Source organism: Bradyrhizobium sp., from assembly GCF_027451485.1.
Taxonomy (GTDB): domain Bacteria; phylum Pseudomonadota; class Alphaproteobacteria; order Rhizobiales; family Xanthobacteraceae; genus Bradyrhizobium.
Genome location: NZ_DAIDJE010000015.1, coordinates 12,354 through 33,989, shown reverse-complemented (window position 1 = coordinate 33,989; position 21,636 = coordinate 12,354). Strand labels below are relative to the sequence as shown.

General features: G+C 62.7%; 23 protein-coding genes and 1 pseudogene. 12 read left to right on the top strand and 12 right to left on the bottom strand.

Features of this window, described 5'->3' with window-relative positions; genetic code table 11:
• From NEZ08_RS02425 to NEZ08_RS02410, 4 genes are all read left to right on the top strand, one after another.
• Nucleotides 1-194 (top strand): hypothetical protein (locus tag NEZ08_RS02425; RefSeq protein WP_298102920.1); only part of this gene is annotated, 194 nt, incomplete at its 5' end.
• On the top strand, nucleotides 191-397 hold the full coding sequence (locus NEZ08_RS02420) for a DUF465 domain-containing protein (RefSeq protein WP_072817426.1): 207 nt from the start codon (nucleotides 191-193) through the stop codon (nucleotides 395-397). The genes NEZ08_RS02425 and NEZ08_RS02420, both read left to right, overlap by 4 nt.
• Nucleotides 398-512: 115 nt before the next feature.
• Nucleotides 513-725 (top strand): hypothetical protein, encoded by a 213-nt coding sequence (locus tag NEZ08_RS02415; protein WP_298102912.1) that lies wholly within the window; start codon nucleotides 513-515, stop codon nucleotides 723-725.
• Between the two features lie 22 nt (nucleotides 726-747).
• Nucleotides 748-999 carry a hypothetical protein gene (locus tag NEZ08_RS02410; protein ID WP_298102910.1) on the top strand — a complete coding sequence of 84 codons (252 nt, stop codon included), beginning with the start codon at nucleotides 748-750 and terminating at the stop codon, nucleotides 997-999.
• Nucleotides 1,000-1,001: 2 nt separating this feature from the next.
• Here NEZ08_RS02410 and NEZ08_RS02405 read toward each other — a convergent pair whose 3' ends face one another.
• Entirely contained in the window at nucleotides 1,002-2,162 is a 1,161-nt protein-coding gene (locus tag NEZ08_RS02405; protein ID WP_298102907.1) for an epoxide hydrolase family protein, read from the bottom strand.
• A complete protein-coding gene (locus NEZ08_RS02400) occupies nucleotides 2,159-2,860 on the bottom strand; it encodes a GGDEF domain-containing protein (protein WP_298102904.1) in 702 nt (233 codons plus the stop codon). The genes NEZ08_RS02405 and NEZ08_RS02400 overlap by 4 nt, the downstream gene beginning before the upstream one ends.
• Nucleotides 2,861-3,081: 221 nt before the next feature.
• Here NEZ08_RS02400 and purE point away from each other — a divergent pair, with 221 nt between their 5' ends.
• From purE to rpsU, 3 genes are all read left to right on the top strand, one after another.
• Nucleotides 3,082-3,570 carry a 5-(carboxyamino)imidazole ribonucleotide mutase gene (purE, locus tag NEZ08_RS02395; protein WP_298102901.1) on the top strand — a complete coding sequence of 163 codons (489 nt, stop codon included), beginning with the start codon at nucleotides 3,082-3,084 and terminating at the stop codon, nucleotides 3,568-3,570.
• Nucleotides 3,567-4,694, top strand: a complete 1,128-nt coding sequence (locus NEZ08_RS02390; protein WP_298102898.1) for a 5-(carboxyamino)imidazole ribonucleotide synthase — start codon at nucleotides 3,567-3,569, stop codon at nucleotides 4,692-4,694. The genes purE and NEZ08_RS02390 overlap by 4 nt, the downstream gene beginning before the upstream one ends.
• A 148-nt stretch (nucleotides 4,695-4,842) precedes the next feature.
• Nucleotides 4,843-5,139: a 30S ribosomal protein S21 gene (rpsU, locus tag NEZ08_RS02385; RefSeq protein WP_298102894.1), complete on the top strand. Its 297-nt coding sequence runs from the start codon at nucleotides 4,843-4,845 to the stop codon at nucleotides 5,137-5,139.
• A 358-nt stretch (nucleotides 5,140-5,497) separates the two neighbouring features.
• On the opposite strand, the gene NEZ08_RS02380 is transcribed toward rpsU, so the two are convergent.
• The 8 genes and pseudogenes from NEZ08_RS02380 to NEZ08_RS02345 form a co-directional block, all read right to left on the bottom strand.
• The gene (locus NEZ08_RS02380; protein ID WP_298102891.1) at nucleotides 5,498-6,379 is read right to left on the bottom strand and encodes a hypothetical protein; all 882 of its coding nucleotides are present in this window, start codon (nucleotides 6,377-6,379) and stop codon (nucleotides 5,498-5,500) included.
• A gap of 73 nt (nucleotides 6,380-6,452) precedes the next feature.
• Complete coding sequence (locus tag NEZ08_RS02375; RefSeq protein ID WP_298102888.1) at nucleotides 6,453-6,737, bottom strand: cupin domain-containing protein; 285 nt, start codon at nucleotides 6,735-6,737, stop codon at nucleotides 6,453-6,455.
• Nucleotides 6,738-6,758: 21 nt separating this feature from the next.
• Nucleotides 6,759-7,143, bottom strand: a pseudogene (locus NEZ08_RS02370) (ionic transporter y4hA); the annotation flags it as partial.
• Between the two features lie 70 nt (nucleotides 7,144-7,213).
• Nucleotides 7,214-8,608 (bottom strand): NAD(P)(+) transhydrogenase (Re/Si-specific) subunit beta, encoded by a 1,395-nt coding sequence (locus tag NEZ08_RS02365; protein WP_298102886.1) that lies wholly within the window; start codon nucleotides 8,606-8,608, stop codon nucleotides 7,214-7,216.
• Between the two features lie 44 nt (nucleotides 8,609-8,652).
• The gene (locus tag NEZ08_RS02360) at nucleotides 8,653-8,970 is read right to left on the bottom strand and encodes a proton-translocating transhydrogenase family protein (protein ID WP_298102883.1); all 318 of its coding nucleotides are present in this window, start codon (nucleotides 8,968-8,970) and stop codon (nucleotides 8,653-8,655) included.
• Between the two features lie 12 nt (nucleotides 8,971-8,982).
• The gene (locus NEZ08_RS02355) at nucleotides 8,983-10,107 is read right to left on the bottom strand and encodes a Re/Si-specific NAD(P)(+) transhydrogenase subunit alpha (RefSeq protein WP_298102881.1); all 1,125 of its coding nucleotides are present in this window, start codon (nucleotides 10,105-10,107) and stop codon (nucleotides 8,983-8,985) included.
• A 128-nt stretch (nucleotides 10,108-10,235) separates the two neighbouring features.
• Nucleotides 10,236-10,388, bottom strand: a complete 153-nt coding sequence (locus NEZ08_RS02350; RefSeq protein ID WP_298102877.1) for an aa3-type cytochrome c oxidase subunit IV — start codon at nucleotides 10,386-10,388, stop codon at nucleotides 10,236-10,238.
• A 246-nt stretch (nucleotides 10,389-10,634) separates the two neighbouring features.
• The gene (locus NEZ08_RS02345) at nucleotides 10,635-12,491 is read right to left on the bottom strand and encodes a M3 family oligoendopeptidase (RefSeq protein WP_298102874.1); all 1,857 of its coding nucleotides are present in this window, start codon (nucleotides 12,489-12,491) and stop codon (nucleotides 10,635-10,637) included.
• Between the two features lie 132 nt (nucleotides 12,492-12,623).
• On the opposite strand from NEZ08_RS02345, the gene NEZ08_RS02340 reads away from it, so the two are divergent.
• From NEZ08_RS02340 to NEZ08_RS02330, 3 genes are all read left to right on the top strand, one after another.
• Nucleotides 12,624-14,135: a sigma-54 dependent transcriptional regulator gene (locus NEZ08_RS02340; protein ID WP_298102871.1), complete on the top strand. Its 1,512-nt coding sequence runs from the start codon at nucleotides 12,624-12,626 to the stop codon at nucleotides 14,133-14,135.
• 377 nt (nucleotides 14,136-14,512) lie between these two features.
• Nucleotides 14,513-16,774 carry a L,D-transpeptidase family protein gene (locus NEZ08_RS02335; protein WP_298102868.1) on the top strand — a complete coding sequence of 754 codons (2,262 nt, stop codon included), beginning with the start codon at nucleotides 14,513-14,515 and terminating at the stop codon, nucleotides 16,772-16,774.
• A 238-nt stretch (nucleotides 16,775-17,012) separates the two neighbouring features.
• Complete coding sequence (locus NEZ08_RS02330; protein ID WP_298102865.1) at nucleotides 17,013-18,557, top strand: DUF882 domain-containing protein; 1,545 nt, start codon at nucleotides 17,013-17,015, stop codon at nucleotides 18,555-18,557.
• Nucleotides 18,558-18,605: 48 nt separating this feature from the next.
• Here NEZ08_RS02330 and NEZ08_RS02325 read toward each other — a convergent pair whose 3' ends face one another.
• Both NEZ08_RS02325 and NEZ08_RS02320 read right to left on the bottom strand, forming a co-directional pair.
• On the bottom strand, nucleotides 18,606-18,884 hold the full coding sequence (locus NEZ08_RS02325; RefSeq protein ID WP_298102863.1) for a DUF2312 domain-containing protein: 279 nt from the start codon (nucleotides 18,882-18,884) through the stop codon (nucleotides 18,606-18,608).
• 190 nt (nucleotides 18,885-19,074) lie between these two features.
• Entirely contained in the window at nucleotides 19,075-19,377 is a 303-nt protein-coding gene (locus NEZ08_RS02320; protein WP_298102860.1) for a DUF1244 domain-containing protein, read from the bottom strand.
• 219 nt (nucleotides 19,378-19,596) lie between these two features.
• On the opposite strand from NEZ08_RS02320, the gene NEZ08_RS02315 reads away from it, so the two are divergent.
• Together NEZ08_RS02315 and pyk are read left to right on the top strand one after the other, a co-directional pair.
• Nucleotides 19,597-20,199, top strand: a complete 603-nt coding sequence (locus tag NEZ08_RS02315; RefSeq protein ID WP_298102858.1) for a DUF1036 domain-containing protein — start codon at nucleotides 19,597-19,599, stop codon at nucleotides 20,197-20,199.
• Nucleotides 20,196-21,632 (top strand): pyruvate kinase, encoded by a 1,437-nt coding sequence (gene pyk / locus NEZ08_RS02310; RefSeq protein WP_298102855.1) that lies wholly within the window; start codon nucleotides 20,196-20,198, stop codon nucleotides 21,630-21,632. Before NEZ08_RS02315 ends, pyk begins: the two co-directional genes overlap by 4 nt.
• The last annotated feature ends 4 nt before the right edge of the window (nucleotides 21,633-21,636 follow it).

The following is a 21,636-nucleotide window of genomic DNA, read 5'->3' as shown; positions in this document are numbered from 1 at the left end:
GGCCGGTTCCATTCGCGCCGGAAAGCCGCACGAAGCCCAAGGCGGTACGCGGCTCCCGCCAGTACGCGCGTTTTCCCGCCGATGCGGCTCTCGAACTTGCTTGCGGAGCGGCCAGCCAGGGAGGATATTCCTGCTTCGGCTTGCCGGAACTTTTCGCAAACCTCATCCGCGTTTTCGATTTAAGTAGACCATGACCGACGAAGATGAGCGCGAACTCCAGTCCGAGCTCGCAAGGCTGCAGCAGGAACACCGCGATCTCGACGCCGCGATCGATGCGCTGCATCAGTCGCCGGCGCCCGACCTTTTGCGGCTGCAACGGCTGAAAAAACGCAAGCTGCAGTTGCGCGACCGTATCGCCTTCATTGAAGACCAGATCACGCCCGACATCATCGCCTGAAGCGCTCGAGGAAGCCCGCGCAGCCAAAGACGCGTCCTACCGAAAACGAGGCTTGACTCGAATAGAACAAAATAGGAACATTCATACATCCCAATCCCGCTTCGAGGAACGCGCCATGGCCGAACCTGCTTCGTTTCCCTTCAGCCCGAGTTACGAACAGGCTTGTGACCGGCTGATCGCGATGTGCAACGGCGACCCGCGCAGCACGATCAAGGCATTGATCCTGGCCAACGAATATCTGGAAACCGAATTGAGCGAACTGCGGACGAAGGCCGTGAAGCTCGGCGCAACCGCCAGGCGGTCGCGCCAAAGGGACGACGCGGCCTGATCATCAGGAATGGGAGAGCAGTATGGCCAACGTGACCTACTACGTCGCGATGCCGTTCTTGCAGGATGAGAGCGGCATGCTGGTCGCAGGCGCCGCCGAGGAGTGTCAGCATTCGAGCAGTGCGCTGCGACGCGCCGAAGCGATGTCGCGAGCAGCGGGCAGCATCGGCGCGGTGGCATTCTGCCGCAGCGGCGATCCGATGGTCGGCGAGTTCGGCGATGCACGCGTGCTCAAGACATTCGGACAGGTACCGGACGATCTGAACTGTCTCTGAGATCAACGCAACTCGCGGAAAAATGCGCGCACTTCGTTCGCCAGGAGATCCGGCTGTTCGAGGGCGGCGAAATGACCGCCCTTTTCCATGACGCTCCAGCGCCGGATGTTCTTGAATACCCGCTCGGCCACGCTGCGCGGGGGTTTCAGTATTTCGCGGGGAAATTGAGCGTAGCCGGTCGGTACCGTAATGGTCTCGCCCGGCGGCAGGATGACGGAGCCGTGAAGCCGCGCATAATACGGCCAGAATGACGATCCGATCGCGGCGGTGAACCAGTAGAGCGAGATGTCGGCGAGCATGCGCTCGCGGCTGATGGCGCGCTCGACCTCGCCGCCGCAGTCCGACCAGGCGCGAAACTTCTCGACGATCCAGGCGGCCAGTCCCGCCGGCGAATCCGTCAGGGCAAACGATAGCGTCTGCGGCCGCGTGCCTTGGATCCACTGATAGCCGGTTTCTTCACCCATCCAGTGCGCCAGTTCGCCGAGATAGCGTTTCTCTTCCTCGCTCGGATCCTGAAGAGCTTTGGGATCGCGGCCTGCGGCCATCATCAGATTGATGTGAATGCCGATAATCTTGTCAGCGTGGGCGTAGCCAAGCCGGCTGGTCACGGCGGCACCCCAATCTCCGCCTTGCGCGGCAAAGCGCGGGAAACCAAGCACGTCGTGCATCAACGCGGCGACGCAATCGGCCATTTCAGGAACACCGTACCGCTTCTGGCCCGGCTTGAATGAAAGTCCGTAGCCCGGCAGCGAGGGCGCGATCACGGTAAAGGCATCGCGCGGATCGCCGCCGAACCTCGCCGGGTCCGTAAGGCGAGGAATGATGTCGAGGAATTCGAACACCGAGCCGGGCCAGCCATGCAAGAGCAGCAGCGGCATCGGGTTTTCCCCGATGCCGGGGACATGCAGGTAATGCAGGTCGATGCCGTCGACGGCAACTTGAAACTGTGGAAAGGCGTTTAATGCCGCTTCCTCCGCGCGCCAGTCAAAGCGCTCGCGCCAGTACTCCACGAGTGTGCGCAAGTAAGCGACATCTGTGCCAAAGGCCCAAGGATCGTTCCCGCGGGGCGCCGAATCCGGAAAGCGCGTCCTGGCAAGACGCGCCCTCAGATCGGCGATGTCCTGCTCGGCAACATGAAGCGTGAACGGCTTGGGCTTGGTCATGGCGCTGCTCGGCTGTCTGGTGAACGGGGACGATCGAAGACTTCGTGGCGACGCTGCGCCTTGCGCAGATACATGGCACGATCGGCGTCTCCCAACGCCCGTGCGGCGTCCGAATGGGCCGTGAGAATAGCAACGCCTGCTGAAACGCCTGTTGCGACCGCCTCGCCCGCAAAGGCGAAACTGAGGCGATCGATATCCTCCTCAAGCGCGGCGGCTTTCGCGCGTGCATCGGTCTCGGAGAGATTCCACAGCAGCAGCGCAAACTCGTCGCCGCCGAGCCTCCCGATCACGTCCGAGGAACGGATCTGCCGCGACAGCACCGCAACGATCGCCTTGAGCACCTCGTCGCCCGCCGCGTGGCCGAAATTATCGTTGATCGGCTTGAGCCGATCAACGTCAAGCACGATCAGCGCGCCGCTTGCATGATAGCGCTGGATATACGAGATGGCGCGGCCGAGCTCGCGCTCGAACCCACGCCTGTTCGGAATCTCGAGCAGGAAGTCCGTCTCGGCCGCCGCCTGCAGCTGTTCGATGCGCGCGAGCGCCTTGGCCAATTGAGCTTTGAGCCGCCGGATCTCGGCCTTCGCGCCGGAACCACCGGCGAGACCGGCACCATGGCGCGGGTGAGCCTTGCCGTTGCCCGGAGCCGACCTCCGGCGCTTCGAGCGCGATTCCATCACCCTCGTTTTCTTCTTCATCGGTCTTCCCAAGGGGCGCAGACCCAGGTCCGAATCCACCGACCAAACCGCTCATATGTTAACTGTTAACGCCAGCCGCTGGTCCAGGGCCAACAGAGCTTGCCTGTTTGTACCAAGACAGGATAGTCCATAGTCGCTCCCTTGCTAACCTTGCCGTAGAGAGGGCCGATCCTATAATCGGACCTGCGTTTTTTGGATTCCGTTTCAGAAGAATTGACGATATGCCCGCGCCAATCGCCATCATCATGGGAAGCCAGTCGGACTGGGAGACCATGCGCCATGCCGCCGAAACCCTCGGCGCGCTCGGGGTGGCTTGCGAGAAGCTAATCGTCTCCGCACATCGTACGCCGGAGCGGCTCTATGCCTTCGCGAAAGGCGCCAAGGCCGCCGGCTTCAAGATCGTCATCGCGGGTGCCGGCGGGGCCGCGCATCTGCCGGGCATGGCCGCCTCGTTGACGGAACTTCCGGTGTTCGGCGTACCGATCGAATCACGGGCGCTGGCGGGGGTCGATTCACTTTATTCCATCGTCCAGATGCCGGCCGGCGTTCCCGTCGGGACGCTTGCGATCGGCAAGGCTGGGGCGATCAACGCGGCGCTGCTGGCTGCGAGCGTGCTGGCGCTGCACGACAAGGCGCTTGCCGAACGGCTTTCCGCCTGGCGCAAGAAGCAGACCGACGCGGTTGCCGAGAGTCCGGAGGAATCCGCGTGACGGACGTATCTCGGGTGACGCTGAAACCAGGCGACACCATTGGAATTCTCGGCGGCGGACAACTCGGCCGGATGCTGGCGATGGCGGCGGCGCGGCTTGGCCTGCGCTGCCAGGTGTTTTCGCCGGATCCGGACTCGCCGGCCTTTGATGTGGTGGCCAACGCCACCTGCGCCGAATACGCCGATGTCGAGGCACTCGAACTGTTCGCCGGCGATGTCGACGTCATCACCTATGAATTCGAAAACGTGCCGGCTGCTTCCGCGATGATCCTCGCTGCGAGGCGGCCGGTGCTGCCCGATCGCAGGATTCTCGAGACGACGCAGGATCGGCTGATCGAGAAGGATTTTGTCACGCGTCTCGGCATCAAGACTGCCGATTATGCCGATGTTTCCTCCCCGCAGACCCTGCTCGCTGCGATCGCCAGGATCGGCCTGCCCGCGGTGTTGAAGACCCGCCGCTTCGGCTATGACGGCAAGGGGCAGGCGATCATCCGCTCAAATGACGAACCGGAACGCGCCTTGACGGACCTTGGCACCAAGTCGGCGATCCTTGAGGCGTTCGTGCCGTTCGAGCGCGAGATCTCGGTGATCGCGGCCCGCTCGGCCGACGGCAGCGTCGAATGCTTTGACGTCACCGAAAACGAGCACCGGGATCACATCCTCAAGGTTTCGCGCGTACCTGCCGCCATATCGGACGAACTCGCCGCGCAAGCCCGCGACATCGCGCAGCGTATCGCCGTGGCGCTCGACTATGTCGGCGTGCTGGCCGTCGAGATGTTCGTGGTCAACCGCGACGGCAAGCCGGACGTGCTCGTCAACGAAATTGCGCCGCGCGTGCATAATTCCGGCCACTGGACGCTGGACGGCGCCTCGATCTCGCAGTTCGAGCAGCATATCCGCGCCATTGCCGGATGGCCTCTGGGCAAGCCGCTGCGTCACGGCGAGGTCACCATGACCAACCTGATCGGGGACGAGATCAACAGCTATGGGGACTGGCTGACGGTGCAGGGCGCTACCGTTCACATTTACGGCAAAGGCGCCCCCAGACAAGGCCGCAAGATGGGCCATGTGACCCAGGTTCATCACGCCAAGCCGGCCCAACCGGACGGAACGGACAGGATTTAGCCCAATCTGCCGGTCTATTTTGCCGTCCAAAGGTGGACAATACTCACTTTGTCTGCTACATCCGCGCGCTTAAAGGTCAGGATCAGGCCCTTTGCCCGCCCTTTGACCTTACCAGAATCCAATCCGATCAATGGAAAGAGGATGCCGCGTGCAGGTTCTCGTTCGCGATAACAATGTCGACCAAGCCCTCAAGGCGCTGAAGAAGAAGATGCAGCGCGAGGGTATTTTCCGCGAGATGAAGCTCCGCGGTCATTACGAAAAGCCCTCCGAGAAGAAGGCCCGCGAAAAGGCCGAGGCCGTGCGCCGCGCGCGCAAGCTTGCCCGCAAGAAGTTGCAGCGTGAAGGCCTGTTGCCGATGAAGCCTAAGCCGGTGTTTGGCGCCGGTCCCGGCGGCGAGCGTGGCCCGGGCCGTGGCGGTGCGGGCGCGCCGCGCGGACCGCGCTGACCCCTCTCGATCGAATAGAATATCCCCGACGCGGGCCTATGCGGCCCGCGTTTTTTTATGCCCGCTCCGACCAGGCCGATGCATTTCGTACCGGACGCTGGCCGACTTTGACAGGCAATCGACCTCGACCCCATGCGATCAGATCGACGGCAAGGCGCAACAAGCAGCAGTCAAACTTCGACGAAGCGCTACCAGACCAAGCGCGGCTAAGACGCCGCCATCAACCAGCGTCCCAATGGCGAAGCGCACGATCCGAGATTGCTCGCGTCGGCGGCAAGCCTGCCAGGGCCACGAATGTTCTGCAATGATTTGTGAGCGGCGCCGATGCGGCGCCGCAGGCCGGCATGCTGGACCGAGCTTACGGCTGCGGCTTCGGCAACACGGAGTTGAACATCGATTTGGCGGCCGAGAACACGTCCGCGAGTGGCCGCTTGATCGGCTGGTCCGTCGCGGCATCAGCGCGCAAATCCAGGGGCGGATGCGGATCGGGAATATCGGCCGGGGGCGTCGGCCGATTCGGATCATCATTTCGCACCACCGCCGGGTTCGCATCGGCGGCCGGCGGAGCCGATACCATGATTGGCGGCGGGAGCGGCTGGAGCGGCGGGGCGGTCGCAACCGGTACCGACGCCGGCACCGGTGCGGACGGCGCGGCTAGGACTCGCGGCGATTCCACAGGCTTGGGCGGCTCCGGCAGCCTGGCCGTTTCCTGCACGCGCGGAGCGGGATCGCTGCTGCGCAGGCGTTCGATCGCCGCGCGCGCCAGATCATTGGCGTCGGGCGTGGCTTCAGCCGGCGGAGCAGTAACGGGGGCAGCAACCACCGGTTCGGCGGCAGGGGCCGGCTTGGAAGCGGCCTTCTCGCGCGGCGAGGCCGGGTGGCGACGGACCTCCGCGGGAGCAACTGGAGGAATACTGGCGGTCTCGGCAGGGCGATCCGCCTTCCCGGCAGCCTTCTCGACGGCAGCCTTCTCGGCCGCCGATTTCTCGACAATGGATTTTTCCGAGATGCCCTTCGCGCGGACGCCCGGCTCGCGGATATTGCCGATGTCGGCCGATCTCTCGGCGGGCTTCGAATCGGCCTTCGAGACAGCTTTCTTGGGTTCGGCCGTGGACACCGCGGCGGCAGGGGCGGCGGGCGTCCTGTTGTTGATATAGTGGTTGACGATGTAGGCGCCGACGACCGTAGCGATCACCGACGGCAAAATATCCATCGCAAATTTGGAGGCCAATTTCAGCATGCCAACCGCTCCCGCGCGGGTTCAGATGCCCAAGATTTGAGGCATATCGGTGGCAATTCGGTAAACGGCGGCGTTATGGCTTCAACTCCACTTCAAGAAAGACGATCTCGGCAGCGCTTTCGTTGAGCACGTTATGTTCAACACCAGCTTTACGAAAATATGACTGGCCGACCCCGAGCTGAGCCTTCGAGCGCTCCCCGCCCGGCGCCACGATGGTCATTTCGCCCGCGGTGACGGGAACGATAACATAGTCCATCTCGTGAATATGGTGTCCGGTGGCCGTTCCGGGAGCCAGCCGCCATCGGGTCACGCGCACCTCCGGGGTATCGACCTGAACATCAGACGCGGCGCTCATCATCTTGGGCTTTTCTCCTCCCGTTCAGGGAACGAACACCGGGAACACGAACACTGCAAATACCACAAGCTGGACCAACCCGAAAAGGATGTTGGTGCGGCCGCTGCCCAGCGTCAGCAGGCGCAGAAGCAGCGTCAGCGCCGGGTAGCACCAGTCCCTGGGCGGAAGCCCAACGAGTTGCTTGTCGAGTTCGGAGGCCGCGATCGCGACGACCGGAATCGTCAGCCCGATCGTGGCCAGAGACGAGCCGGGCGCCGGGTTAATGCTCTTTTTGCACATCGTTCCGGCGGGCGGCCACGACGGCGGCCAGCCCCTCCGGCATCAGAATCGACGGCCGCATCACCGATGAGAATTTCCTCGCGAGCAGCGCGATCGCGAACAGCGAAACCAGCAGAAGACCGGTGCTGAGCTCCGCCGCTCACCGCTGCCTGCGATTGGACCGATGCCGCTCTGGTTGAGCGTCACGGCCTGCCTCGGCCTCACATTGCCTTGACGATGTTTTCCGTGACCTTCTTGGCGTCGCCGAGCAGCATCATGGTGTTGTCGCGATAGAACAGCGGATTGTCGATGCCGGCATAGCCGGACGCGAGCGAGCGCTTGATGAACATCACCGTGCCCGCCTTCCACACCTGCAACACCGGCATGCCGTAGATCGGCGATGTCTTGTCTTCCTCGGCGGCCGGGTTGGTGACGTCATTGGCGCCAATCACGAAGGCGACGTCGGCCTGGGCGAATTCCGAATTGATGTCCTCGAGTTCGAACACCTCGTCATAGGGCACATTGGCTTCGGCGAGCAGCACGTTCATGTGACCGGGCATGCGGCCGGCGACCGGGTGAATGGCGTACTTCACCTCGACACCCTCTTTCTTGAGGATGTCAGCCATCTCGCGTAGCGCATGCTGGGCCTGAGCCACTGCCATGCCGTAGCCGGGCACGATGATCACCTTCGAGGCGTTCTTCATAATGAAGGCCGCATCGTCCGCCGAGCCGAGCTTGGCCGGCTTCTGCTCGCCGCCGCCGCTGGCGGCCGCCGTCTCGCCGCCGAAACCGCCGAGGATCACCGAGATGAACGAACGATTCATCGCGTGGCACATGATGTAGGACAGGATCGCACCGGAGGAGCCGACCAGCGCTCCGGTGATGATCAGAGCCGAATTGCCGAGGGTAAAGCCGATACCGGCAGCCGCCCATCCGGAATAGGAGTTCAGCATCGAGATCACGACCGGCATGTCGGCTCCGCCGATCGGAATGATCATCAGCACGCCCAGCGAGAGCGCCAGCGCCGTATTCAGCCAGAAATAGACTTCGCTTCCGGTCAGGACGAGGCTGACGATGCTGACCACCAGCGCGACCGCGAGCACGATGTTGATCAGATGACGCGCCGGCAGGATGATCGGCTTGCCGCTCATGCGCGCCGACAGCTTCAGGAACGCGATCACCGAGCCGGTAAAGGTCAGGGCGCCGATGGCGACACCGAGCGACATCTCGACCAGGCTTTGCGAATGGATGTGTCCGGGTGTGCCGATACCGAATGCTTCGGGCGCATAGAAAGCGCCCGCAGCAACCAGGACCGCCGCCATGCCGACCAGGGAGTGAAACGCCGCGACGAGTTCGGGCATCGAGGTCATCGGCACGCGGCGCGCGATCACCGCCCCAATTCCGCCGCCGATTGCGACCGCGACGATCACGAGCAGCCATGCGGTGCCGTCCGCCGGCGGATGGCTCGCGAGCGTCGTGCCGACCGCGATCGCCATGCCGATCATGCCCAGCAGGTTGCCCCGGCGCGAGGTCGCAGGGCTCGACAGCCCGCGCAGCGACAGGATGAACAGCACGCCTGCCGCGAGATACAACAATGCAGAGAGATTGGCGCTCATCTCAGGTCCCCCGTTTCCTTATCGCATCCCGAGGTGGTTGCCGCTCATTTGGATTTCTTCTTGTACATCGCGAGCATGCGCTGCGTGACCAGGAAGCCCCCGAAGATGTTCACGCAGGCAAAGATCAGCGCGACGAAGCCGAAGCCGCGTGCCCAGGCTGTGCCCGACGAAATCATTCCGACGCCGACCGCGAGCAGCGCGCCCACCACGATCACCGAAGAGATCGCGTTGGTCACCGACATCAGCGGCGTATGCAGCGCCGGCGTCACCGACCACACCACGAAATAGCCGACGAAGACGGCGAGCACGAAAATCGACAGCCGGAACACGAAAGGATCGACGGCCTGCGCGAGTTGCTCCATGGCTTCTCCTCCTTATTTCGGCTGGAAGTTCGGATGAATGACGGTGCCGTCCTTGGTTAGCGCGGTGGCCTTGACGAGTTCGTCGTCCCAGTTCACGGCGAGCGCCTTGTTGGTCTTGTCGATCATGGTTTCGATGAACGAGAACAGGTTGCGCGCATAAAGGCCAGAGGCTGAAGCCGCGACGCGGCCGGCGACATTGGTGTAGCCGACGATCTTGACTCCATCGACGTCGACCACCTGGCCGGCCTTCGCGCCCTCGACATTGCCGCCGCGCTCCACTGCAAGATCGACAAGCACCGAGCCTGGCCGCATCGACTTGACCATTTCGGCTGAAACCAGCTTTGGCGCCGGACGGCCGGGGATCAGGGCGGTCGTGATCACCACGTCCTGCTTCTTGATGTGTTCGGCGGTAAGCGCAGCCTGCTTGGCCTGATACTCCTTCGACATCTCCTTGGCGTAGCCGCCCGCGGTCTGCGCGTTCTTGAATTCCTCATCCTCGACGGCGAGAAACTTGGCGCCGAGCGATTCCACCTGCTCCTTGGTGGCCGGGCGCACGTCGGTCGCGGTGACGACGGCCCCTAGCCGCCGCGCGGTCGCGATCGCCTGAAGGCCTGCAACACCGACCCCCATCACGAATACCTTCGCAGCCGGAACGGTGCCGGCCGCGGTCATCATCATCGGGAAGGCGCGACCGAAGGCCTCGGCGCCTTCGATGACGGCGCGGTAGCCGGCAAGGTTCGCCTGCGAGGACAACACGTCCATCACCTGCGCGCGCGTGATGCGCGGCATCAACTCCATTGCAAACGCGGCGACGCCGGCATCGGCCATGCTCTTCAACGCGGCGTCATTGCCGTAGGGATCCATGATCGCAACAACCAATGCGCCACGCTTGTACTTCGAAAGCTCCGAAGGCTCCGGCCGTTTCACCTTGATGACGATGTCGGCATCCTTGACCGCATCGGCGCTGACGGTGGCGCCCGCCGCAGTGAAATCCGAATCCAGCAAACCCGACTTGATCCCGGCGCCCGGTTCGATGGCGATTTCGGCGCCCAGCGCCCTGAATTTTTTTACCGTGTCGGGCGAAGCCGCGACCCGCGGCTCGGACGGATCGATTTCCTTGGCGACGGCAATCTTCATGGGGCCTCCGGCGGCGCGGAACACACGCAGGCGTTAATGTGCGGACAGATTGGCAAATACTTCACCGGCCTTGCAACTGGCAGGGCCGGCTTTTCTCACGATGCGGGAGCGCCGCGAGTGTCAGTCGATCAAATGAGGAAAATCGCCATCAAAATGAGGATGACGATGACGGCCGAGGTACCGTACTTCACCAGCTTGATGAAGCCCTCATAGGTCTGTTCGTGGGCCACATAATCGTTGCCGTCAGCGGTCGTGTAAGCCACTTCGCTATGGTTTGCCATCTTTCTCCCCAGTGAATCCTAAGCGCTGTGCGTGCAATTACCGCAATCCGGAAGGCCTCGCAACGGCACACTGGCTATCGGGTCATTCGGAAGGCCAATTGTCCCGCATCCACCGATGGAATTGCCGATTTTGCGGACCCGGAGGATACCGGCCCCGGCCTCCTGATCATTGCTCATGGGAAGAGCTCCGTTATACATAACGTATAACAAGGGACCCCATCCGTTCAACAGATGTTCTACGCGTCCCTACCCCATCGCCTCAAGCTCGTCGATCATGCCGGAAATGACTGACAGGCCGTCGCCCCAGAACTTCGGATCCTTGGCGTCGAGCCCGAACGGCTTCAGCAACTCCGAATAGTGCTTGGTGCCGCCCGCCGACAACATCGCCAGGTAGCGTTCGGCAAAGCCGCTCTGGGCCTTCTCGTAGGCGCCATAGAGCGAATTCACCAGGCAATCGCCAAAGGCGTAGGCGTAGACATAGAACGGCGAATGGATGAAGTGCGGGATGTACATCCAGAAATTTTCGTATCCGGCCCGGATCTCGATCGCCGGCCCCAGGCTCTCGCCCTGCACGCCGAGCCAGAGTTCGCCGATGCGCTTGGCGGTGAGTTCGCCGTTCTTGCGCTCGGTGTGGACTGCGCGCTCGAAGGTGTAGAACGCGATCTGGCGAACGACCGTGTTGATCATGTCCTCGACCTTGCCGGCGAGCAGCGCCTGACGCTGCTTGACGTTCTTGGTCTCGCCGAGCAACCGGCGGAAGGTCAGCATTTCGCCGAACACGCTTGCCGTCTCGGCGAGCGTCAGCGGCGTCGGCGCCATCAGCGCGCCGTTCTTCGCCGCAAGCACCTGATGCACGCCGTGGCCGAGTTCGTGGGCGAGCGTCATCACGTCGCGCGGCCGCCCTTGATAGTTCATCAACACGTAAGGATGTGCGGAGGGCGTCGTCGGATGCGAGAAGGCGCCGGGCGCCTTGCCCGGCCGCACCGGCGCGTCGATCCAGCGATCGGTGAAAAAGCGCTCGGCGATTCCGGCCATTTCCGGCGAAAAGCCGCGATAGGCTGACAGCACCATGTTCCTGGCGTCGCCCCAGGCGATCGCACCGGTCGCCGCAAAGGGCAGCGGTGCGTTGCGATCCCAATGCGGCAGCTTCTTCTTTTTGAACCAGCCGGCCTTGAGGCGATAATAGCGATGCGAGAGTTTTGGGTAGGCCGCGCGCACCGCGCTGACCAGCGCATCGACCACCTCGCGCTCGACACGGTTGTTCAGATGGCGTGAATCCGCGACATCCTCAAAACCGCGCCACCGATCGGAGATTTCCTTGTCCTTGGCGAGTGTGTTGGTGATGAGCGCAAAGGTCCTCTCATTGGCCTTGAAGGTTTTGGCCAGCGCTTCCGCCGCGGTCTTGCGCTTGGCACCGTCGCGGTCCTGCAACAGGCTGAGGGTTGGCTCGATTGCAAGGTCCTTGCCGGCCACCTTGAAGCGCAAGGACGAGATCGTCTGATCGAACAGCCTGTTCCAGGCGGCGTAACCGCTCTGCGATTTTTCATGAAACAGCTGCTCGATGCGATCTTCGAGTTGATAGGGCTTCTCCTTGCGCTGATCTTCGATCCACGGCCGGTAGTGCCCCAGTTCCGCCGTCCGCATGGCCGTCTCGATCACGGCATCGTCGATGCGGTTGAGCTCGAGTGTAAAGAACAGCAGGTGCACCGAGGCGTTGGTCAACCGCTCGGAAACGTCGCCGTAGAATTTCGAAATCACCGGATCGACGCTATCGCCGGCATGCACCAAGCCGGCGAACGAACTCAGCCGGCCGGCGAGATCGTCGATCGCTTCATAGCGCTTCACGGCTTCCGCAAGCCAGAGTCCGCCGCCCTCGCCTGCTGTACGCCCGGCGAGCTTGCCTTTGTAGTCGTTCTCGAACGCGGCACATTCACGATCCAGCGTGTCGAGGTCGCGCGTCACTTCCGGCGCACCGATTCCGGAATAGAGATCGGCCAGATTCCATTCCGGCAGCCTGTCCGCCCTGGATACGGCGGCTTTCCTGGCACTGGTCTTGCGGGGGGAGGTCGATTTGCGGAGGGCGGAGGAAGAGCGCGAGGTCATCTTGTTCGAAACCCGTTTTCGATCAAAGCGGCGGCAGGGCCAACGCCGGAGAGAAGATTTAAGCGGTCGTTAATCCACGTCGGCGAGAGTGCCCCGATTCGAGACAGATAGTTGTTGCGTGTGAGGAACACCATGCCTGCCACCATTTTGATCGCCGATGACGATGCCGTGCAACGCCGACTGGTCGAGAATATGGTGCAAAAATGCGGTCATGAGGCGGTCACCGTTGATTCCGGAGATGCCGCGATCGCGCTTCTGGCCGACGCCGACGCCCCAACTATCGACGCCATGGTGCTCGACCTCGTGATGCCGGGCCTCGACGGCATGGGCGTCCTGGCCAAAATGCGCGAGGTCGGCCTCTCCATTCCCGTGGTGGTGCAGACCGCCCATGGCGGCATCGACAACGTCGTCTCCGCGATGCGCGCCGGCGCACAGGATTTTGTCGTCAAACCGGTGGGCATGGAGCGGCTCCAGGTCAGTCTGCAAAATGCCCTCACCACCAGCGCGCTTAAGGGCGAACTGCAGCGCATCCGTCACAGTCGCGAAGGCCGGCTGACTTTTGCGGACATCATCACCCGCAGCGAGGCCATGGCGGGAGTGATGCGGACGGCGAAAAAGGCCGCCGCTTCAACCATCCCGGTGCTGATCGAGGGCGAATCCGGTGTAGGCAAGGAACTATTCGCACGTGCCATTCACGGCAGCGGGGAGCGCAAATCAAAGCCGTTCGTCGCCGTCAATTGCGGCGCGATTCCCGATAATCTGGTCGAGTCGATTCTGTTCGGACACGAAAGAGGCGCCTTCACCGGCGCGACCGAACGCCACTCCGGCAAATTCGTCGAAGCCTCCGGCGGAACGCTGTTTCTCGACGAAGTCTCGGAGCTGCCGCTCGCAGCCCAGGTCAAGCTGCTCCGTGCCTTGCAGGAAGGCACGGTCGAGGCGGTCGGCGCCCGCAAGCCCGTGAAGGTCGACGTGCGCATCATTTCCGCGACCAACCGCAATTTGCTCGACCGGGTCAAAGGCGGACATTTCCGCGAAGACCTGTTCTATCGCCTTCACGTCCTGCCGGTGACCGTTCCGCCCTTGAGGATGCGCCGCGAGGATATCCCGCACCTGGTGCGGCATTTCCTTGCGCGGTTCTGCGCCGAGGAAAACCGGCATATCACCGGCGTCAGTGGCGAGGCGATGGCCCATCTGGCCCGGCTGGACTGGCCCGGCAACATCCGGCAACTGGAGAACGCCGTTTATCGCGCCGTCGTGATGAGCGAAGGCGACCAATTGAGCGTTTCCGACTTTCCGCAAATGGCAGCCTCCTCCTCGCCATCGGTGTCGACACCATTTGGCGAGCCGCTGATTGTCGAGCCTGCTTCTCATGCAATCGCGCCAGACGTGATATCTGGTATTGAAATACCTATCGCACCTCTGCCGGCATCAACCGCGGGGATGCTTTCGATGCTGACCGGCGGCGGCGAGGTCCGGCCGCTGGAGGAATTGGAAACCGAGATCATCCGCTTCGCGATTTCGCATTACCGCGGGCAGATGTCGGAGGTAGCGCGCCGGCTGAAGATTGGACGGTCGACGCTTTATCGCAAACTCGACGAAGAGGCGTCGGCCGGTGCGGACCGCGGAACAGATCAGGCGGGATGAGGCTTAATGGCGATGCAGCAGCCGCGACACGCAAACAAGGCGGCCGAAATTCCAGCGGGCCGGAACATTTGAACCGTTGCCCGCGAGTGACAGACAAATGGTGACCCACATGGCAAGAACTTCGGGCAAGCGATGCAAATGGATGCCTTGTGGTCAGTTTGTCGTGAGTTGCGTCTCCAGCCGCTGGCCGCATGAGGGGCGCCCATGTATCGTCGGCCCATGAATCATTGCGGCAGCCATGCCAAATCCGGGGCGCTGGGGCACAATTTCAACCAAATGAGCTTCAGAATCCGAATGGGCCGGCGCTTTCGCGCAAGCTTCGACGAACTAACCAAAGCTGCTCCGAGCCAGGAGCAGTTCACCCAAGGGGTGTGATGATGCGTGACTGTTGGAAGAACCGCAGAGGATATGACCGCGTCCTGATGACGGTCGCGGCGACCTTCCTCTCGGTATCGGCGAGTTCGGCATTCGCGCAAAGCGACACGCCGCGCAGCTCGGCTGCCGAGCTTGCGATCGATGCCGCAATCCCTCGCCCCGAACCTGCCAACGTCCCGCCGCCGACTGCGGCCGACTTCAAGATGGACACCGCCTCGCCGGACGCGGCCAAGACAGCTGCATCGACACCAGCAGCATCGGCGCCGGCCGCAAAGGCGACGGACGGAACGACGTCAGCCCCGTCGACAGCCGACGCCAAACCGGCTGATGTCGCGACCGCTCCCACCTCCGAAGCCGCCAAGAGCGAGCCCGCGAAGGAAGAGGCAATCAAGACCGAGCCAGCCAGCAGTGACGCAGCCAAGGGCGACAATGGCAACAGCGATGCGGTCAAGAACAGCACCGCAACCGTAACGCCTGCAGCAGTGCCGGCCGTTAACGCTCCGTCGCCCGAACCCGCCAAGGAGCCCGTCAAAGCGGCGAGCAACGTCGCGCCCGACGATCAGCCGGTTGCCGACAAGCTGCGCGAGCTCGTCGCTTCCAAGGCGGTGCACTTCGAACGCAAGTCGGAGCGGGCTGCGGTCGAGAAATTCTACACCGCACGCGACTTCGCGCCGATCTGGACGCAAAGCGGCAAGCTGACCGAGACCGCAAAGGGCGTCGTGGCGCGGCTGAAGGATGCCGCTTCCGATGGATTGAATCCGGCAGATTACCCTGTTCCGGATTTCGCCGCTGCGACCACGCCGGACGCGCTGGCGGAAGCGGACCTGAAGCTGACCGCCAGCATGCTCGATTATGCGCGCCAGGCCCAGAGCGGACGGATGCACTGGTCGCAAGTGTCAGGCGACATTCAATATCCGGAACATCCGACCGATCCGAACGAGGTGCTCGCCAACGTCACCTCGGCCAAGGACGCTTCGCTCGCTCTCGACAGCTACAATCCGCCGCAGAAGCTCTATCAGGCGCTGAAAAAGAAGCTCGCAGAATTGCGCGGCGAAAGCGACGGGCACGTGATTCAGATCGCCGACGGCCCAGCGCTGAAGTACACGCCGGAGCGCAAGCATCAGCCGGCAGTCGAAGTCGAAGATGACCGCGTGCCGCAGCTGCGCGCCAAGCTCGGCATCAGCGAAAATCCCGACGACCGTCACTACGACGCCAAGGTCGCCGAAGCCGTACGCAAATTCCAGGCGATGGCCGAGTTGAAGCCGACCGGCATCCTCGACGCGCGGACCGTCAGGGCTATCAATAGCCCGAAGCACGACAAGCAGATCGATACCATCATCGTCAACATGGAGCGCTGGCGTTGGCTGCCGCGCGATCTCGGCGCACCTTCGATCGGCGACGCCTACGTCATCCTCAATATTCCGGACTATACGCTGAAGGTTATGCAACACGGCGCCCAGGTCTGGACCACGCGGGTGGTCACCGGCCAGCCCGGCATTCACGCCACGCCGCTTCTCACGGAGACGATGAAATACATCACCGTCAATCCGACCTGGAACGTGCCGCCGTCAATCATCTACAACGAATACCTGCCGGCCTTGCAGCAGGATCCGACGGTGCTGGAACGCATGGGGCTGAAGCTCGAGCATAATCCAGACGGCAGCATCCATATTTCGCAGCCGCCGGGTGATCGAAACGCGCTGGGCCGCATCCGCTTTAACTTCCCGAACAAGTTCCTGGTCTATCAGCACGACACCCCGGACAAGAACCTGTTCGCCAAGCAAGATCGCGCCTTCAGCCATGGCTGCATGCGGGTTCAGAATCCGGATCAGTACGCCTCGATCCTGCTGAACATCACCGATCCGAACAGCCACTACACACCGGAAAAGATCCGCAGCATGTACGGATCGAGCGAGGTCGACCTGAAATTCCCGACGCCGATTCCGGTCAACATCACCTACCAGACCGCATTCGTGGACGACGAGGGCAACCTGCAATTCCGCAAGGACGTCTATGGCCGCGACGCCGCCATGCTTTCGCTGCTGCGGGGAGGCCGCAACAAGGACCTGGAGGCGGTGATCGCCCATGCGCAGCCGAACTACGTGAGGCCGGTGGGCAACCTGCGGTTCGCCAGCGACAATTCCTGGTCGTCGGGGCCGTCTTTCTTCGAGCGGCTGTTCGGTGGCCCGGCGGCTCCGCCTCCACCGCCTGGCCGCCGCCGGCTCTACCCGCCGCAGCCACAGGGCTGGTACTACCAACGCTGAGCTGCACCCCATTTGCCTCGCCAAGACAAAGGCCTCGTCTGATGGACGAGGCCTTTTCAACGTTGACCGTTGTCCACCGAGGCAACCAGCGGGCTCGTTTTCGCCACACTCGCTCGGTTAAGTTTTCTTCCGCTTTGGGGATTCTGGTTAAGTCTCGCTTAACGCTCCCGCGTTAAGGATGCATTTACCCTCTTTCGCCACATGGGGTTGCGAAAGGGTCAACGCTCGGTCTGTAGGGGTGGCTCATTACGTGCTGACCGGTTTTGCACGCCAGCTTCGTCCGTTGTCTTGGCCCAGGGCCGGATTGCGGCTTGGTTTGGCCTTGCCGCTGCTGCTCGCCGGGATCGGCTCCGTGCCCGACGCCACCGCCCTGAACGATACGCGCACACTCTCCTTCCATCACACCCATTCCGGCGAAGACCTCACGGTCACCTTCAAGCGCGACGGCCGCTTTGACGAAGAGGCCTTGAAGCAGCTCAACCATTTCCTGCGTGATTGGCGCACCCAGGAACAGACTACGATGGATCCCCGCCTCTTCGATATAATCTGGGAAGTCTATCACGACGTCGGCGGCAAGAAGCCGATCCAGATCATCTCCGCTTATCGCTCGCCCGAAACCAACGCCATGCTCCGCCACCGCTCCGCCCATTCCGGCGTGGCGCGCTTCAGCCAGCACATGCTCGGTCATGCGATGGATTTTTACATCCCGGACGTGCCGCTTGAGCAGATCCGTTACGCCGGCCTGCGCGAGCAACGCGGCGGCGTCGGCTTCTACCCGACGTCGGGATCGCCGTTCGTGCATCTCGATACCGGAAACATCCGGCACTGGCCGCGCATGACCCACGACCAGCTTGTGCGCGTTTTTCCTGACGGACGCACGGTCCACATTCCCTCGGATGGCGTGCCGCTGAAGGGCTATGAACTTGCCCGTGCCGAGATCGAGCATCGCGGCGACGATGCGGCGAAGGTGAGCAAGCCCGGCCTGCTGGCGCGCCTGTTCGGCAGCAAGGTGAACGAAGAGGACGATGAAGGCACTGCTGCGGCTGTTCCGGGCAAGGCGGTTGCGGCCGTCGAGCTCGCCGCCGCCAAGCCTGCCGATGCCCTACGGACCTCACGCACCAAGCCGGTGGCCGCGAGGTTGCAACTCGCTGCGGCGGACATGCAGGCTGTACAGCCGCCCAAGCTGAATGTGATCCCCGCGGCAGAGGCCAGGACGCAGACCCCGGCTGACATCATCAACGCGCGCGGCTTCTGGGATGACATGCAGTCTGCATTGAGGCAGGCGACGCCCGCGCTTGTCGCGGCCCTCAACGCCCGGCACGCCCTGGCCTCGACCGAGCCGCAATCCACATCGAGCGTGCCTGCCGTCTACGACGCGATGGCTTACGCGCCGGATGCGTCCGCCCCTGTTGACAGCTCCCCTGCCCAGGGCGCGCACACTGCGCCGGCCAGCCGCTATATCGTGGCTGAGAACGACCTCACGACCACTGTCGCAAAGGGGCGAAGCGTCGTGGCAACCTCGACACGAACGGCGCCCGAGACCGACGACGCCTGGACTCGGATGATGATGCTGGCGCCGAGCGCGCGCACGTCCATGTCCGTGACGATGCTCGGCGACCCCAACCTGACGCTGCTCAGCAAGCTGTTCGTCAAACCGCAGGCTGTGATCGTGATGGGCTTCTCGGACGATCCGCAAGCAGGCCTGACCACAGATCACTTCAGCGGCCCGGCCATCGCGCCGTTGACCACGCAGGCGTTCATGCGGACCGCATCGCTGCACTGACGTAAGACACCTCGCAAGTCCAATCTGCGGCCCGCGAGGCGACACGCCCTACAGCATTCCCAGTGCCTGCATATAGGTTTCGAGGATCGTTTCCTGTTCGGCCCGCTCGTTCGCGTCCTGCTTGCGCATGCGAATGATGGTGCGCAAGGCCTTGACATCGAAGCCGTTGCCCTTGGCTTCCGCATAGACGTCGCGGATGTCGTCGGAGATCGTCTTCTTCTCCTCCTCCAGCCGCTCGATGCGTTCGATGATGGCCTTGAGTTGATCCTTGGCAAACCGCGTCGCGGGGGATTCATCATCTTTGACGGCGGCGGCAGAGGTGGCCATCGGGATACTCCTGAAGTGGACTGGCGTCGAGGCTGAAAAATAAAGCGCCGCACGTTGATCGCGAGGCGCATGTCGCCAAATGACCCTCAAGAATGAGGCTGCTTACGTCAAGGCGACATACTCGTTCATCCACAGCGCGCCCACAGGAAGACACCGGATTCGCTCACAGAGGGCACTTATCGGCAACCCGTCAATGTCGCGGGTTGACTTTAGCCATTGCCTCGAGTTGCTCGGGCGTTGCTGTTCCCTGGAATCTTTCTTTCCAGGTCTCGTACGGCATGCCGTAGACCGCCTCGCGGCTCTCGTCCTTGCTCATCGCAACGCCCTTGGCGTCGGCCTCTTCCTTGAGCCAGTTGGACAGACAGTTGCGGCAGAACCCCGCCAGATTCATCAGATCGATGTTCTGAACGTCGGTGCGCGAGCGCAAGTGCTGCACGAGCCGCCGAAAGGCGGCCGCCTCGAGTTCGGTTCTTGTTTTGTCGTCGATCGTCATGACCGGTTCCGTCCTTATTCCCTTGTAACACCATTGAGGATCGTACTCGAACATCAGGTAGGAAATCGCCAAATGATTTTCCACATCGCACCGCAACGATTGCTCCAGGTTTTTCAGGACCTTGAACAGCCTGCCCGGCCAAGAGCCCACGCGAATTTGCGCTTGACCGCCGGCGGGTCCCACGCGAAATCGTCAATATCTTGATATAGCTTGGCCGTAATGATCCCGAGAGATTCGCTTTCCCCGCCCCAAACTGCCAGGCACCTTGGCGCGGCCTTGATACCGGCTCTGCTCTTTGTTGCGGCCTGCCTGTGGAATGGACCGGCGGCGGCTGACTTCCGTCTCTGCAACAACACGTCAAGCCGTGTCGGCATCGCGCTCGGCTACAAGGATGCGGAAGGCTGGACTACCGAAGGCTGGTGGAATGTATCTTCGCGAAGTTGCGAGACGCTGCTGCGCGGCACGCTGATTGCGCGCTACTATTATATCTATGCCATCGACTACGATCGCGGCGGCGAATGGTCGGGACATGCTTTCATGTGCTCGCGCGACAAGGAGTTCACGATCCGCGGTGCGGATAATTGCCTGGCGCGGGGCTTCGACCGCACCGGTTTCTTTGAGGTCGATACCGGCGAACAGCGCGCGTGGACGGTGCAGCTCACCGATTCCAATGAGCAGCAGCCGGCGCAGCGCGTGCCCGGTATTCCCGGCACGATCGGTCCGAACGGCGCCGGAAATATTCCGGGCATCTCCGGTTCGCCGGGCGGAATAGCCCCTGGCACGGGTCTGCCGCCCCGCCCAGCGCCAGGGACCAAACCATGAGGCGGCTGCGCCGGATCAAGATCGTTGCAACGCTTGGCCCAGCCTCCTCCGACGGTGCCGTCATCAGGAAGCTGTTCGAGGCAGGTGCCGATGTTTTCCGCATCAACATGAGCCACACCCCGCATGACAAGATGCGGGAACTGGTCAAGACCATTCGCAACGTCGAAAGCAGCTATGGCCGCCCGATCGGAATTCTGGTCGATCTGCAAGGTCCGAAACTGCGTCTCGGCTCCTTCGCCGAAGGCACAATGCAGCTCAACAACGGGCAGAGTTTTACGCTGGATTCCGACAAGGCGCCGGGCGACAACACCCGCGTCCACCTGCCCCACCCGGAAATTCTCGCCGCGCTTAAGCCCGGACACGCGCTGCTGCTTGACGACGGCAAGGTACGGCTGATCGCTGAGGAGACCTCGCCCGAACGAGCGGTAACGCGGGTCGTGATCGGCGGCAAGATGTCGGACCGCAAAGGCGTCAGCCTGCCCGACACGGACCTGCCGGTCTCTGCCATGACGCCGAAAGACCGCGCCGACCTCGAAGCAGCTCTGGTGACCGGGATCGACTGGATCGCACTCTCTTTCGTGCAGCGTGCCGAGGACGTCGTCGAAGCCAAGAAACTCATTCGTGGCCGCGCCGCTGTAATGGCCAAGATCGAAAAGCCACAGGCGATCGACCGGCTGGCCGAGATCGTAGAGGCCTCCGATGCGTTGATGGTGGCGCGAGGCGATCTCGGCGTCGAACTGCCACTGGAACGCGTGCCGAGCTTGCAAAAGCAGATGACGCGGCTGGCGAGACGCGCGGGAAAGCCGGTGGTGGTCGCAACCCAGATGCTGGAGTCGATGATCCAGTCGCCGGTGCCGACGCGCGCGGAAGTCTCCGACGTCGCAACCGCCGTCTACGAAGGCGCCGACGCGATTATGCTGTCGGCGGAATCGGCGGCCGGCAAATATCCGGTCGAAGCTGTCTCGACCATGAACCGGATCGGCGAGGAAGTCGAACGCGATCCCACCTATCGCGGCGTTGTCAATGCGCAGCGCGCCGAACCCGAGCCGACGGTGGGCGACGCCATTGCCGATGCGGCACGGCAAATCGCCGAGACGCTCGATCTTTCCGCGATCATCTGCTGGACCAGTTCAGGCTCGACGGCACTGCGGGTGGCACGCGAACGCCCGAAGCCGCCGGTGGTTGCGATCACACCGAACCTCGTCACGGGACGAAAGCTGTCGGCCGTATGGGGCGTTCATTGCGTGGTCGCCGAGGACGCCCATGATCTCGATGACATGGTAAGCCGCGCGGGCAGCATCGCCTTTCGCGACGGTTTTGCGCGCGCGGGACAACGCGTCATCATCGTGGCCGGCGTGCCACTGCGCTCACCGGGCACCACCAACATGGTCCGCATCGCCTCCGTCGGTCCGGACGAAGACGCCGACATGTGAATAA

Coding starts and splice junctions, on each gene's coding strand:
- NEZ08_RS02420 (WP_072817426.1), top strand. CDS start 191: ATGACCGACGAAGATGAGCGCGAACTCCAGTCCGAGCTCGCAAGGCTG.
- NEZ08_RS02415 (WP_298102912.1), top strand. CDS start 513: ATGGCCGAACCTGCTTCGTTTCCCTTCAGCCCGAGTTACGAACAGGCT.
- NEZ08_RS02410 (WP_298102910.1), top strand. CDS start 748: ATGGCCAACGTGACCTACTACGTCGCGATGCCGTTCTTGCAGGATGAG.
- NEZ08_RS02405 (WP_298102907.1), bottom strand. CDS start 2,162: ATGACCAAGCCCAAGCCGTTCACGCTTCATGTTGCCGAGCAGGACATC.
- NEZ08_RS02400 (WP_298102904.1), bottom strand. CDS start 2,860: ATGAAGAAGAAAACGAGGGTGATGGAATCGCGCTCGAAGCGCCGGAGG.
- purE (WP_298102901.1), top strand. CDS start 3,082: ATGCCCGCGCCAATCGCCATCATCATGGGAAGCCAGTCGGACTGGGAG.
- NEZ08_RS02380 (WP_298102891.1), bottom strand. CDS start 6,379: ATGCTGAAATTGGCCTCCAAATTTGCGATGGATATTTTGCCGTCGGTG.
- NEZ08_RS02375 (WP_298102888.1), bottom strand. CDS start 6,737: ATGATGAGCGCCGCGTCTGATGTTCAGGTCGATACCCCGGAGGTGCGC.
- NEZ08_RS02365 (WP_298102886.1), bottom strand. CDS start 8,608: ATGAGCGCCAATCTCTCTGCATTGTTGTATCTCGCGGCAGGCGTGCTG.
- NEZ08_RS02360 (WP_298102883.1), bottom strand. CDS start 8,970: ATGGAGCAACTCGCGCAGGCCGTCGATCCTTTCGTGTTCCGGCTGTCG.
- NEZ08_RS02355 (WP_298102881.1), bottom strand. CDS start 10,107: ATGAAGATTGCCGTCGCCAAGGAAATCGATCCGTCCGAGCCGCGGGTC.
- NEZ08_RS02350 (WP_298102877.1), bottom strand. CDS start 10,388: ATGGCAAACCATAGCGAAGTGGCTTACACGACCGCTGACGGCAACGAT.
- NEZ08_RS02345 (WP_298102874.1), bottom strand. CDS start 12,491: ATGACCTCGCGCTCTTCCTCCGCCCTCCGCAAATCGACCTCCCCCCGC.
- NEZ08_RS02340 (WP_298102871.1), top strand. CDS start 12,624: ATGCCTGCCACCATTTTGATCGCCGATGACGATGCCGTGCAACGCCGA.
- NEZ08_RS02335 (WP_298102868.1), top strand. CDS start 14,513: ATGCGTGACTGTTGGAAGAACCGCAGAGGATATGACCGCGTCCTGATG.
- NEZ08_RS02325 (WP_298102863.1), bottom strand. CDS start 18,884: ATGGCCACCTCTGCCGCCGCCGTCAAAGATGATGAATCCCCCGCGACG.
- NEZ08_RS02320 (WP_298102860.1), bottom strand. CDS start 19,377: ATGACGATCGACGACAAAACAAGAACCGAACTCGAGGCGGCCGCCTTT.
- NEZ08_RS02315 (WP_298102858.1), top strand. CDS start 19,597: ATGATCCCGAGAGATTCGCTTTCCCCGCCCCAAACTGCCAGGCACCTT.
- pyk (WP_298102855.1), top strand. CDS start 20,196: ATGAGGCGGCTGCGCCGGATCAAGATCGTTGCAACGCTTGGCCCAGCC.